Here is a 12989-nt window from a genome sequence, read left to right as displayed (position 1 = left end):
TCTTTCCGCGGCGGCAGTCTGGATTGCTTCGTCGCTTCGCTCCTCGCAATGACGGGGAGAGGCCTACCGCCGCTCCCGAAAGAAGTCCTTGAGCAGCCGCGCCGACTCGCTTTCGCCGACCCCGGAATAGACGTCCGGGACGTGATGGCAGGTCGGCTGCGTGAAGAACCGCACGCCTGATTCAACCGCGCCGCCCTTGGGGTCGGCGGCGCCGTAATAGAGCCGCCTCACCCTTGCAAACGAGATCGCGCCCGCACACATGGTGCACGGCTCCAGCGTCACGTAGAGGTCGCAGTCGACCAGGCGCTCGCTGCCGATTTTCTTGGCCGCCTCGCGCAGCGCGACGATCTCGGCATGAGCCGTGGGGTCGTAGTCGGTCAGCGTCCGGTTTGCCGCGGTGGCGATGACCTCGTAATTGCGGACCACGACGCATCCGATCGGAACTTCGCCCGCCTTTCCGGCGTTTTCGGCCGTTTTGAGCGCCAAATCCATGAAAGAGGGGGCTTTCAAGCCTCGTATCATCCCGAGAAACCTGCTAGTAGCTGCGCCTTCAGCAGAAGTGCTTACCGAATTTGCCTGAGCATGCGGCTCGAGACGAGCGCGCACAATGCTTTCTGGCCACCCCCTGAGTGAGATTATTCATGCCTCGCGACAGCGACAAAGACAACGATTCCCGCGGCCGGCGTGATCGCGGCCCGGCCAAGGGAGGCCCCGCGAAGGGCCGCTCCGGCAAGCCCCGCGGGCCCGACAAGAAGTTCGCCAAGCGCGGCCCTCCTGGGGACAAAGGCGACGCCCGCCCGCCCCGCGAGGGTCAACCGTTCCGCCGCCGCGAGGAGGGCGATGCCCCGCGCCGCGATTTCGGCGACCGTCCGAAGTTCAATCGCCAAGACCGGCCCCGCGAAGACCGGCCGCGCGGCGAGGATCGTGGCGAGCGCAGCTTCAAGCCGCGTGGCGATCGGCCCTTCAAGCCGCGTGCAGACCGTCCGTTTTCCGATCGTCCGTCGCGCGACGGCGAGAAGCGCCCGTTCAAGCCCCGTGGCGACCGCCCATTTTCTGATCGCCCCTCGCGCGATGGCGAGAAGCGGCTGTTCAAGCCGCGCGGTGATCGCCCCTCCTATGGGCGTGATGACCGTCCGCCGCGCAGGGATCGCGACGATTCCCGTCCGGCCGGCCGAACCGGTGACGCGAAGTTTGGCGACAAGCGACCTTACGCGCCGCGTGGCGACCGTCCGGAACGCAAGTTCGACGGCGAGCGGAAGTTTTCGCGCGGTGCTCCGGACCGCAATCGCAGCGAGCGCAGCGATTCAAAACCCTGGCAGAAGCGCGATGCGGCCCCGCGCGGCGACCGGCCGCCGCGCAAGGATTTCAGCAAGGGTCCGCGCAAGGATTTTGGCGGCAGCGACCGCGGTGGAGACAAGCCGTGGCAGAAGCGCGACGACCGGCAAGGCGGCGGCGAAGACCGTCCGCGCTTTTCGCGTTCGCGCGACGATCGTCCATCGGGTGACCGTCCGTTTCGCGAGCGGCCCAAATTCGATCGTCCCAAGTTTGATCGCCCACGCGATGATCGTCCCAGGTTCGATCGCGGCGGCGATCGCCCGAAATTCGATCGTCCGCGCGAGCGCTCCGAGGGCCGCTCCGACTGGCACGAGCATCCCCGCAGCGAAGCGCGTTCCGGCGATCGTCCACGCCGCGAAAACGAGGATGAGAGCAGGATCTTCGAGAAGCGTCCGGCCTTCGGCGGTCGCGGCGCCTATCGCGAGCGCGATCGTGATTCTGAGCGGCGGCCGCGCCGCGAGGAAGAGGCCAAGCCGAAGAAGGCCGGCGAGCGTATCGCCAAGGTGCTGTCGCGTGCGGGCCTCGCCTCGCGCCGCGATGCCGAGGAGATGGTCACGCAGGGCCGCGTCAGCGTCAACGGCCGTGTCATCAATTCGCCGGCGCTCGACATCACCTCGAACGATGTCGTCACCGTCGACGGCAAGCCGTTGCCGGAGCGCGAGCGGACGCGGCTGTTCCTCTATCACAAGCCGCGCGGCCTGATGACGACGCATGACGATCCCGAGGGACGTCCGACCGTGTTCGACAATTTGCCCGAAGGTCTGCCGCGGCTGATCAGTGTCGGCCGGCTCGACTTCAACACCGAAGGCCTGCTGCTGCTCACCAATGATGGCGGGCTCGCGCGCACGCTCGAGCTGCCGGACACCGGCTGGCTGCGCCGCTACCGTGTCCGCGCCCATGGCGACGTCACGCAGGCGCAGCTCGACGAACTGAAGAACGGCATCGAGATCGAGGGCATCAAATACGGTCCGATCGACGCGACGCTGGAGCGTGACCAGGGCGCCAATGTCTGGCTGGTGTTCGCGATCCGCGAGGGCAAGAACCGCGAAGTGCGCAACGTCTGCGCTCATCTCGGACTCGAGGTGAACCGGCTGATCCGGGTCTCCTACGGCCCGTTCCAGCTCGGCGAGGTCCCCGAGGGCCAGGTCGAGGAGATCAAGTCCCGGGTGCTGCGCGACCAGCTCGGCGAAAAGATCATCGAGAAATCGGGCGCGCAGTTCGACGTGCCGCAGAAATCTGCCTCGCATGAGGGAGACGACGCGCCGCGCGAGAAGAAGCCGGCGACCAAGCGCGGCGTGATCAACGACCGCAAGGGCCGCCGCGTGCTGGTGCAACGTACCGGCAGCGAGGAAGCGCGCGAGCGCAACGAGGCTGAGGCGAGCGGCTACGGCCCGCCGCGCCGTCCCAAGCGCGGCTATCACGGCAAGCGCGATCTGGCGCCGAAGGAGGACTGACGTTGCGCGTCGTCGGCGGTCGATTGAAGGGGCGCAATCTGGCCTCACCGTCCTCGCGCGACATCCGCCCCACGGCGGACCGCCTGCGCGAGTCCGTGTTCAACATCCTCGTGCACGCCTATGACGATCCGATTGCGGACGCGCGCGTGCTCGATCTCTTCGCCGGCACCGGCGCGTTGGGCATCGAAGCGTCGTCACGCGGCGCGAAGTTCACGCTGTTTGTCGACAACGGCGCGGAAGCGCGCGCCCTGCTGCGGAACAATGTCGAGACGCTGGGCTTGGGTGGCGTGACAAAAGTCTATCGCCGCGATGCGACCGATCTCGGGCCTGCACATCCGGTCGAGCCGTTCTCGCTGGTGTTCCTCGATCCGCCCTATGGCAAGGGGTTTGCGGAGAAGGCGCTCGCCTCCTTGCGCGACGGCGGCTGGCTGGCGCCGGGCGCGCTGCTGGTTGTCGAGGAAGCGAAGGCCGCGCAGTTCGTGACGCCTGAGGGTTACGAGGAATTGGAGCGGCGGGCGTATGACGACACGGAGTTCGTGTTTTTGAAGAGGCCGTAGCCTTGCACTCGGTGCGTAGGGTGGGTTAGCCGAAGGCGTAACCCACCACTTCTGTTTGCGCGGATACCAAAGAGGTGGGTTACGCTTCGCTAACCCACCCTACGAAATCACCTCCGCCCGAACAGCTTCTCCACGTCGCTCAGCTTCAGCTCGACATAGGTCGGGCGGCCGTGATTGCACTGGCCGGAGTTCGGGGTGTCCTCCATCTCGCGGAGCAGGGCGTTCATCTCCTCCGGCCGCAGCCTTCGGCCGGCGCGCACCGAGCCGTGGCAGGCCATGGTGGCGGCGACGTGCATCAGGCGGCGCTCCAGAGGCAGCGCCTCGTCCCACTCGGCCATGTGCTCGGAAAGATCGCGCAAGAGCCCGCCCGCGTTGGTCTTGCCGAGCAACGACGGCGTCTCGCGCACCGCGACCGCGCCGGGGCCGAAGGATTCGATCGCAAGGCCAAACGACGCCAGCTCCTCGCTGCGCTCGAGCAGGCGCTCCACCGTGGCTTCGTCCATCTCGACGATCTCGGGGATCAGCAGGATCTGCCGCTGCACGCCGTTGGCCGCCAGCGAGGCCTTCAGCCGCTCGTAGACGATGCGTTCATGCGCGGCGTGCTGGTCGACGATGATCAGGCCGTCGCGGGTCTGCGAGACGATATAGGTCTCGTGAATCTGCGTGCGCGCAGCGCCGAGCGGGCGGTCGACCAGCTCGCCGGCGGGCTGGGTTTCGATCCGCACGTCCGCGCTGGGCGCGCCAACGTCGAACGCGGCCTGTGCGCGCTCGGCGAAGGCGGGCGCGGCGGCACCGTCGAATGACGGCATCGGCGCGACGGGGGCGGATGGCGACGCCCGCCAGTCCCAGCTTGCCGGGCGCGGCGTGAATGCGGGGCGGAACGACGACAGCGCGCTCTCGCCGCTGTTGGCGGCCGTACGCCGGCCCTCCCGTGCAAGCCCTTCCTTCAATCCGTGCACGATCAGCGCGCGGACGAGGCCTGCGTTGCGAAACCGCACCTCGGTCTTGGCCGGATGCACATTGGCGTCGACCTCGCGCGGATCGAGCGTGACGAACAGCGCCAGCACCGGATGACGGTCGCGCGGCAGATAGTCGGAATAGGCCCCGCGCACTGCGCCGAGGATCAGCTTGTCGCGCACTGGGCGGCCGTTGACGAAGAGATATTGCCCGAGCGCGTTGGCTTTGGTCAGCGCGGGTCCTGCGGCATAGCCGGCGACCACCACACCCTCGCGCTCGGCATGGACCTCGATGGCATGGCTGCGGAACTCTGCCCCCAGGATGTCGCCGAGACGCGTCAGGCGACCGGCGACGCCGGGCAGCGCCGCAGCCCAGGTCACCGGGGTGCGCTCTTCGCCCGCGAGCGTGAAGGCGATTTCGGGCCGCGCCATCGCCAGCCGCCGCACCACCTCACGGATCGCTTCCGCCTCGGTCCGGTCGGTCTTCAAGAATTTCAGCCGCGCCGGCGTCGCGTAGAAGAGGTCATTGACCTCGACCCGCGTGCCATGCGCGAGCGCGGCCGGCATGATCTCGGACTTCTCGCCGCCCTCGACATTGAGCGCCCAGGCGTGCGGCTCGCTGGCATGCCGCGTGGTGATGGAGAGCCGCGCCACAGAGCCGATCGAGGGCAGCGCCTCGCCGCGGAATCCGAGCGTGCGGATCTGCAGCAAGTCCTCGTCGTCGAGCTTGGAGGTGGCGTGACGCTCGACCGCCAGTGACAGGTCCCTGGCGGTCATGCCGCCGCCGTCGTCGGTGATGCCGATCCGCCGGCGCCCGCCGCCATCGGTGAAGACGTCGATCCGGCTCGCGCCGGCATCAATGGCGTTCTCGACCAGTTCCTTGACCACGCTCGCGGGACGTTCGACCACCTCGCCGGCGGCAATGCGGTTGACGACCTGTTCTGGCAATTGGCGGACGGGCATGAAACTCGATCTTGGGTTTCGATCTTGGGCTTCGATCTGGATTCGCTGACAGCACTATTCTAGGCCGTGTTGCGTCAAAAGCATGTGTTGGGCAACAGGAACGTGGCGGGCTGGGGAAGAGGGCTGTCTATCACATTGAAGAGATTGGACGTTCGACAAAATCGTGCAATCGGGTGGACCGATCTCCGGCTGCCGTCCCGATTGTGGGGTACCGGGCTGCGGTGTAGCATCATGAAAAAAACGGCAACAGGACGGGAGGACGCCATGTGCCATCTCTTCGCGCATCAGCCCCAACGCGACTACGAATCCCAGACCCGCTCATTGCGGATCGGTGGGCATTGCACCTCGATCCGTCTGGAAATGGCGTTCTGGGACACGCTGGAGGAGATCGCGGCCAAGGAGAACATGAGCGTCGGCAAGTTCCTGACGACGCTCTACAACGAGGTGCTCGACCATCACGGCGAGGTCAACAATTTCGCCTCGTTGCTGCGCTGCTCCTGCCTGATCTATCGCTCCCGGAGCGTGGCGCCGGTACGGGATTTCAAGGTCGCCGTTGCGCCCATTCTTGATGCGGCTGAATAGCCCTACCGTCATTGCGAGGAGCTCTTGCCACGAAGCAATCCAGACCGTCACCGCGGTGGGATGCTGGATTGCTTCGCTTCGCTCGCAATGACGGGGAGGGAGCGGTGTGCTCCATTCCGAGCCGATGGACGTCGGACCTCAGATCTCCTTCTTCTGCATCGCACTTGCAATGTAATCCGCCTGCCGGATCGCCAGCGAAACGATGGTCAGCGTCGGATTGCAGGCAGCACCGCTGGTGAACTGGCTGCCGTCGGAGACGAACAGGTTCTTGACGTCGTGGCTTTGACCGAACTTGTTGACCACGCCATCCCTGGGCTTCTCGCTCATCCGGTTGGTCCCGAGATTGTGCGTGCTCGGATAGGGCGGTGTCGGATAGCTCACGGTGGCGCCGACGGCATCGTAAACCGCAGCGCCCTGCTTGTAGGCGTGCGCGCGCATTGCGATGTCGTTGGGATGGTCGTCGAAGTGGACGCTCGCGACCGGCTGACCGAACTTGTCCTTCACGACAGGATCGAGCGTGATGCGGTTGGTCTCCTGCGGCATGTCCTCGCCGACCAGCCACATCCCGGCCATCCGCGGATAGCCGTCGAGCGCGGCGGTGAACGGACGTCCCCAGGCGCCGGGGTTGAGGAACGCGGCCATGAACGGCAGTCCGATCGACAGTGTCTCCATCTCGTAGCCGCCGACGAAGCCGCGCTTCGGGTTGTTGGCGGCCTCGTCGCGGACGATGCCGGCCATGGTGGTGCCGCGATACATGTGCACCGATTTCTCGAACACGGCGTAGACGCTGCCGGTCATGTGGCGCATGTAGTTGCGGCCGACCTGGCCGCTTGAGTTGCCGAGGCCATCGGGAAACATCGTGGATGCGCTGTTCAACAGCAGCCGCGGGCTTTCGATCGAATTGCCGGCCACCGCGACGATGCGCGCCTTCTGCCTCTGCATCGCGCCTGTTGCGTCGGCGTAGACGACGCCGGTGACCTTGCCGCCGGCGTCGTGCTCGATCTTGATCGCCATGCTGCTCGGCCGGACCTCGAGATTGCCGGTCGCCTCGCCCTTGGGGATCTCGGTGTAGAGCGTCGACCATTTCGCGCCGGACTTGCAGCCCTGGAAGCAGAAGCCGATCTGCTGACAGGCGCCGCGGTCGTCGCGCGGCTGGCTGTTGATCGCCATGTTGCCGGTATGCACAGTCTTGTAGCCGAGCTTCTTTGCGCCGGCCTCCAGCACCTTGAAGTTATTGTTGCCGGGAAGCCCGGGAATGCCGTTGGTGCGGGTCACCCCCATCTTGTTCTCGGCCTTGGCGTACCAAGGCTCCATCTCGGCGAGCGTGACCGGCCAGTTCAGCAGGTTGGCGCCGGGAAGGCTGCCGTAAGTGCTCTTCACCCTGAACTCGTGCTCGTCGAAGCGCAGCGATGCGCCCGCCCAATGCGTTGTGGAGCCGCCAACTGCCTTGACGATCCAGGCGGGGAGACCCGAAAAATCCTTGGCGACGCGCCAGGTTCCGGATGTGGTGCGCGCATCGGTCCAGGCGAGCTGGGAGAAACTCTCCCACTCGTCGTTGACGAAGTCCTGATTTTCGATTCGGGGGCCAGCTTCGAGGATAACCACCTTGACGCCCTTCTGCGCGAGTTCGTTGCCCAGCGTGCCGCCGCCGGCACCGGAGCCGACGATCACCACAACGCTGGAGTCGTTCAGATCGAATTTTGCCATATGCGTTCTCCTGAACCGTTGGGTGGGCCTTAAGCCTTCGGCAGCCAGTCGATGTCGGCGAAGCCGCGGTTGATGTAGCCGCCGTGCTCGGCGGAAGAGCCCTCGTAGCCGAACCGCGGCCAGACCTCCTTCTGGTTGTAGAGAGAGACGATGAGGTCGCCGCGCACCTTCTGGAAGAAGTCGCTCTGCTCGATTTCCTTCAAGAGCACCACGCGGTCGGCTTCCCAAGGCACTTCAGCGTAAGCCACCTTGTGGCGATCACGCGCATTCTGGTCGAGCCGTGTGATGCCGTCGCTGATCAGCGACTTGACGGACGCGTCCTTCGCCGCCTTGCCGTCCCACGGCTTGATCGCGGTGATGTAGTAGCTGTCGCCGAGGACGTCGTGCGGATAGATATCGCGCGCGACCTTCAGCAGCGTCTTCATCGTCGCTGGCGAAAGCGCGCTTGTCTCGTCGGCCCATGCGCCCTCGATGCCGACGGCGACGCTGGTCGCGACTGCCGCGACCGGGACGGCGGTCGCGGCGCCCTTGAGAAAGACGCGGCGGCTGTGCTTGCTTCGACGATCGACTTCTCTCATGGCATTCCTCCTTCGATTTTTGTATTTTGAATTTTTGTGGTCAGATCAGTTGAAACGTCCGCCGCGCTGGATCACCTCGATCTTGTAGCCGTCGGGATCACTGACGAAGAAGAAGCGCGCCAGCGTTTTGCCGTCGTGCTTGAAGTCGCGCAGCGGGCCCGGTGCAAGCTTCTCGCGCTCGAAGCGGGCATGTTCGGCATCGAGATCCTCGACCACCACGGCAAGATGTCCGTAGCCGTCGCCGAGCGCATACGGCTCCTTGCGATCGAAATTGACCGTCAGCTCCACCTCGAAGGGCGAGGAGGGATGACGCAGATAGATCAGGGCAAAGTCTGCGAACTTCAGACGGTCGGTGACTTCCAGGCCAAAGGCCCGCTGGTAAAAGTCGAGCGAGCGCGCCTCCTCGAGTGCGCGGATCATGGAATGGACCGGCTTCGCCATTCAGTTCTGCTCCCTGAGAAAGGCGATGATGGCGGCGCGCGTCTCCGGCTTCGCCTGCCGGTAGACCATGACCACGCCGGGAATCACGGCTTGCGGATTGGTCAGCCAGGCGTCGAGCTTCGTCTCGTCCCAGGCGAAGGCTGCTTTTGCGAGGGGCTCCGAATAGTGAAAGCCTTCGACCTTGCCGGCGGCCCGCCCGACGATCCCGACCAGCGGCGGACCCTGCCGCACCGGTTCTGACAAGTTCGTGGTGTGGCACACCGCGCATTGCTGCTTGAACAGTGTCGCGCCATCCGGCGGCTTTGCAGCCGGCAAGGGCATCTGCGCCTCGGCCACCCGCACCACCAGCACCATCGCGGTGCACAATCCCAGCACGATCGCGCGCATCGTCAAAAGTCCGCCCATTTACGTCAATTCAGCGTGCGCAAATTCTAGGCGCGGCAAAACATGCGGTGGTAGTAGCGGGCTGTTTCGCTGCGCGCGGGGGTCTTTGTTCCGCGCTGCCGCATATGCGGAGGACAATTCCGCGAAACCGCCGTCAAATTCCTAAACGATCACCACACGAGGCAGATTGCATCGCGGTCGCGCCGTTCGAGCTCTTAACGCGATGGATTGGTTCGGCTCAGGCGGACGGCGCATCAAGCCGCCGAACCGATCATCGCGAAAATCCAGGAGAAATGGATGAAGTTGGTGAAAACCTCTGCAATCGCATGCGCCGTCTCGGCCCTCATTGTGACACCCGTTCTCGCGCAAGGTACGTCGTCTGGCGCCAAGCCCAGCGGCACCGTGCAAAGCAAACCCATGCAAGGCAGCACGATGGGCAGCGGCGACGAGGAGATGAATGCCCAGCCGGGCGCAGCGGGCGAGACGACGGGCATGAAGCCGACGAAGGGCACCAGGGGCACGGTTGGCACCACGGGCAGTGCTGCGCACAAAGGGACCGCCGACGATTCCGCGACGGGCGGTGCAGCCACGGGCAAGCGCTACTAGCCCAAGCGCTACTAGCCAATGGAGTGAAACGGCAGAACTCCGGTCGCCCTGCGGCCGGAGTTCTTTTGCTGTGTCTGCTAGTCGTCGAAACCGCGCCCGCGCTTCGACTTGATGTCGCTGCGGTGTTTCTTGCCCTCGAGCCGGCGCTGCTTGGAGCCAAAGGTCGGCTTTGTCGCGCGCCGCGGCTTCGGCCGGATCATGGCTTCGCCGAGCATCTCCGTAAGGCGGTCGATGGCGTCCTGTCGATTACGTTCCTGGGTGCGGAAGCGCTGGGCGTGGATCACGATCACGCCGTCTTTGGTCATGCGCTGGCCGGCGATGCGGGCGAGCCGGATCGCCGCATCTTCCGGGATAGTCAGCTTGCGCGCGTCGAAGCGCAATTGGGCCGCGGTCGACAATTTGTTGACGTTCTGCCCGCCCGGGCCGGAGGCGCGGACAAAGCCGATCTCGATGTCGTCCTCGTCGATGACGAGATCGCGGGATATCCGCAGCATAGTGGCACCATTCGTGATGCCCGGACATATCCCGGACGCCTACATTCGGCAATGGCGCCCGAAATGCGAATGGCCGGGCGAGCCCGGCCATTTCAGGAAGCGTCCGAAAGACGTCAGTTCGACTTCGTCGCCGGTGCGGCTGCCGGTTGCGCCGCGGCCTGTGGGGCGCGGCCGACGACGACGGTCAGGAGGCCCTGGCCCCAGAGGCGCTTTGCGGCCGCCTTGGCGTCGTCCATGGTGACCGCATCGACAACGCCGTTACGCTTCTCGATATAGTCGATCGGCAGCTTGTCCTGTTGATATTGCAGCAGCGCCTGCGCGAGCTTCGAGGAGGTGTCGAGCGCCAGCATCTGCGAGCCCTTGAGGTAGGACTTGGCCTCGTCGAGCTCCTTCTGCGTCGGGCCTTCCTCGGCGATCCGGCGCACTTCCTTGTCGATGGCGTCGATGGTGTCGCCGGCGCGGTCGGCGCGGGTGCCGGTATTGCCGATGAAAACCGCCGAATGCTCCATCCAGAGCAGCGATTCGAACACCGAATAGGCCAGCCCGCGCTTCTCGCGCACCTCGCGATAGAGCCGCGAGGACAACCCGCCACCGCCGAGGATGTGGTTGACGACATAGGCCGCCATGAAGTTCGGATCGCTGCGCTTCACCCCGGGGCCGCCGAAGGTGATCACGGTCTGGGGCACGTCGAGCGTCACGAAGGCGCGTTGCGGCGGCTTGGCGGCCTCGACGTCGGGGACCGGCACGAGGTTGGCCTTGGCGGGCAGGCTGCCAAAAGTGTGGTCGAGTAGCTTGCCGAGCGTGGCCGGATCGACATCGCCAACCACCGCGATCTTCAGCGTGTCCTTGGCAAGCACGCGGCCGACATAATCCTTCATGTCGGCAACCGTGATGGTCGGAACGCTGTCGAGGTTGCCGTTGGACTGCCGGCCGTAGGGATGATCGCCGAAGGCAATCTCCAGGAATTTGCGGCTCGCCAGCGAGGTCGGGTTGGTGGTCTCGCGGCGCAGGCCCGAGATCACCTGCGAGCGAATGCGCTCGACATCGGCGGTTTCAAAATGCGGCGAGGTCAGCGCGCTCCGCAGCAGGTCGAAGGCCTCGTCCTTGTTGTCGCGCAGCATGCGCAGGCTGCCGCGGAAGGTGTCGCGGGTGGCGCTGAAGGAGAGCTCGATGGCGCGGCGGTCGAGCCGCTCATGGAAGGTCTTGGAATCGAGATCGCCGGAGCCTTCGTCGAGGAGATCGCCGACCAGATTGGCGACGCCCGACTTGTCCTTGGGATCCTGTGCCGAGCCGCCGGCAAAGGAATATTCCATGGCGATCAGCGGCACGGTCGCATCCTGCACGAACCAGGCCTCGATGCCGCCCGGCGAGGTCAAATGCTGGATCTTTGCAGCCGCCTGCGACGGAGAGACGGTGGCGAGTGCGAATGTCGCGCCGGTGACGACGGAGAATGCTGCACGTCGAAGGAAGGGATAGGTCACGAACGCTTCTCCTCGCGCTTGGCGGCGCCGGTGTCCTTGATCAGATAGCCCGTCACCGAGCGCTTCTTCTCGAGCCATTTCTGCGCGACCGTGCGGACCTGCTCGGCGGTGACCGCGCGGATGCGATCTGGCCAGCTCCGGATGTCCTCGATCGACAGGCCCGTGGTCAGTGCGCCGCCATACCAGCGTGCCAGCACCGCCTGGTTATCCTGGGCGTAGATCGCCTCGGCGATGAGCTGGGTCTTGACCCGCTCGAGATCCTCGGCGCGGATCGGATTCTGCGCGACGTCGGCAATGACGCCGTCGACCACCTGCTCGACCTCGGCGAAGCTGACGCCGGATTTGGGCGAAGCCGAGATCGCGAACTGGGTCGGGTCGAGCGAGATGCTCGAATAGCTGGCGCTGGCGGAGACCGCGAGCGGCTTGTCGACCACGAGCGCGCGGTAGAGATAGGAATTGTTGCCGCTGCCCATCAGCTGCGCCAGCACATCGAGGGCCGCGCTTTCGCCGGCTGCTGCCGTGGTTGCCGAGGGCACCAGGTAATAGCGCCGCAAGCCGGGTTGCTCGACGCGCGGATCGGCCAGGGTCACGGTGCGCGGCGCCGCGGGCTCCGGCTCCTGCGGGCGGACACGGCGCGCCGGGATCGCGGGCTGGGCCGGGATGGAGCCGAAATTGCGCTCGACCAGCGGGCGGATGTCGGCGGCCTCGACGTCGCCGGCGATCACCAGGATCGCGTTGTTCGGCGCATAGAAGCGGCGATAGAAGGCGAGCGCATCCTCGCGATCGAGCTTCTCGATCTCCTGGTGCCAGCCGATCACCGGCCGGCCGTAGGGATGGTTGAGATAGAGCGCGGCCATGATCTGCTCGTTCAGCCGCGCGTCCGGATTGTTGGCGACGCGCATGTTGTATTCTTCGAGCACGACGTCGCGCTCGGGCAACACGTTCTCGTCCTTGAGGATCAGGCCGGTCATGCGGTCGGCCTCGAACTCCATCATGGTCGGCAATTGCTCGCGCGGCACGCGCTGGTAGTAGTTGGTGTAGTCGACCGAGGTCGAGGCGTTCTCGTTGCCGCCGACGCGGAGCACGGTCTGGGAGAATTCGCCGACCGGATGCTTGGAGGTGCCCTTGAACATCAGATGCTCGAGGAAGTGCGCGAGCCCGGACTTGCCCGGCGTCTCGTCTGCCGAGCCGACCTTGTACCAGATCATTTCCGTGACGACGGGCGTGCGGTGGTCGGGAATCACCACGACCTGCATGCCGTTTCCGAGCGTGAAGCTGGCGGGCGGAGCCGACGTCACCGTGGTCTGCGCAAGGGATGCGCCGGCCGTCAGGACACTCGTCGAAAGCAGCGCGGCAAGGAGGCGGGCAACCGATCGGTTTGCGAACATCATGATCCCTAGTGAAAGGCCGAGCCCGGACGTCCGGCTCGGAGACACGGCATGGTACACCGT

At 65.4% G+C, this 12989-nt stretch carries 13 protein-coding genes; 4 read left to right on the top strand and 9 right to left on the bottom strand.

The window, feature by feature from the left end; all coding sequences use genetic code 11:
* Positions 1–63 precede the first annotated feature (63 nt).
* A complete protein-coding gene (locus C7G41_RS00850; RefSeq protein ID WP_106940812.1) occupies positions 64–522 on the bottom strand; it encodes a nucleoside deaminase in 459 nt (152 codons plus the stop codon).
* 119 nt (positions 523–641) lie between these two features.
* Here C7G41_RS00850 and C7G41_RS00845 point away from each other — a divergent pair, with 119 nt between their 5' ends.
* The gene (locus tag C7G41_RS00845) at positions 642–2789 is read left to right on the top strand and encodes a pseudouridine synthase (RefSeq protein WP_199198060.1); all 2148 of its coding nucleotides are present in this window, start codon (positions 642–644) and stop codon (positions 2787–2789) included.
* Between the two features lie 2 nt (positions 2790–2791).
* Positions 2792–3346, top strand: coding sequence for a 16S rRNA (guanine(966)-N(2))-methyltransferase RsmD (rsmD, locus tag C7G41_RS00840; RefSeq protein WP_106940810.1), 555 nt, complete (start codon positions 2792–2794; stop codon positions 3344–3346).
* Between the two features lie 107 nt (positions 3347–3453).
* Here the strand turns inward: rsmD and mutL are convergent, their stop codons facing one another.
* A complete protein-coding gene (gene mutL / locus C7G41_RS00835) occupies positions 3454–5265 on the bottom strand; it encodes a DNA mismatch repair endonuclease MutL (RefSeq protein WP_106940809.1) in 1812 nt (603 codons plus the stop codon).
* Positions 5266–5529: 264 nt separating this feature from the next.
* Between mutL and C7G41_RS00830 the strand changes: the two genes are divergently transcribed.
* Positions 5530–5847, top strand: coding sequence for a ribbon-helix-helix domain-containing protein (locus tag C7G41_RS00830; protein WP_106940808.1), 318 nt, complete (start codon positions 5530–5532; stop codon positions 5845–5847).
* A gap of 138 nt (positions 5848–5985) precedes the next feature.
* Here C7G41_RS00830 and C7G41_RS00825 read toward each other — a convergent pair whose 3' ends face one another.
* The 4 genes from C7G41_RS00825 to C7G41_RS00810 are packed head-to-tail and all read right to left on the bottom strand — an operon-like array spanning position 5986 to position 8960.
* On the bottom strand, positions 5986–7554 hold the full coding sequence (locus C7G41_RS00825) for a GMC family oxidoreductase (RefSeq protein WP_106940807.1): 1569 nt from the start codon (positions 7552–7554) through the stop codon (positions 5986–5988).
* A gap of 29 nt (positions 7555–7583) precedes the next feature.
* On the bottom strand, positions 7584–8132 hold the full coding sequence (locus C7G41_RS00820) for a Twin-arginine translocation pathway signal (protein ID WP_106940806.1): 549 nt from the start codon (positions 8130–8132) through the stop codon (positions 7584–7586).
* A 45-nt stretch (positions 8133–8177) separates the two neighbouring features.
* Positions 8178–8573: a VOC family protein gene (locus C7G41_RS00815; protein WP_106940805.1), complete on the bottom strand. Its 396-nt coding sequence runs from the start codon at positions 8571–8573 to the stop codon at positions 8178–8180.
* Entirely contained in the window at positions 8574–8960 is a 387-nt protein-coding gene (locus C7G41_RS00810; protein ID WP_199198149.1) for a cytochrome c family protein, read from the bottom strand. It abuts the gene before it with no gap.
* Positions 8961–9254: 294 nt separating this feature from the next.
* Between C7G41_RS00810 and C7G41_RS00805 the strand changes: the two genes are divergently transcribed.
* Positions 9255–9563 carry a hypothetical protein gene (locus C7G41_RS00805; RefSeq protein WP_106941441.1) on the top strand — a complete coding sequence of 103 codons (309 nt, stop codon included), beginning with the start codon at positions 9255–9257 and terminating at the stop codon, positions 9561–9563.
* Between the two features lie 77 nt (positions 9564–9640).
* On the opposite strand, the gene arfB is transcribed toward C7G41_RS00805, so the two are convergent.
* The 3 genes from arfB to C7G41_RS00790 form a co-directional block, all read right to left on the bottom strand.
* A complete protein-coding gene (gene arfB / locus C7G41_RS00800) occupies positions 9641–10057 on the bottom strand; it encodes an alternative ribosome rescue aminoacyl-tRNA hydrolase ArfB (protein ID WP_106940803.1) in 417 nt (138 codons plus the stop codon).
* 113 nt (positions 10058–10170) lie between these two features.
* Positions 10171–11538, bottom strand: coding sequence for a pitrilysin family protein (locus tag C7G41_RS00795; protein WP_199198059.1), 1368 nt, complete (start codon positions 11536–11538; stop codon positions 10171–10173).
* Positions 11535–12926: a pitrilysin family protein gene (locus C7G41_RS00790; RefSeq protein ID WP_199198147.1), complete on the bottom strand. Its 1392-nt coding sequence runs from the start codon at positions 12924–12926 to the stop codon at positions 11535–11537. Before C7G41_RS00790 ends, C7G41_RS00795 begins: the two co-directional genes overlap by 4 nt.
* Positions 12927–12989 lie beyond the last annotated feature (63 nt).

Source organism: Bradyrhizobium sp. MOS002, from assembly GCF_003020115.1.
GTDB lineage: Bacteria > Pseudomonadota > Alphaproteobacteria > Rhizobiales > Xanthobacteraceae > Bradyrhizobium.
Note: the sequence above shows the minus strand (reverse complement) of the source record. Positions and strands in the feature narration are given on the sequence as shown.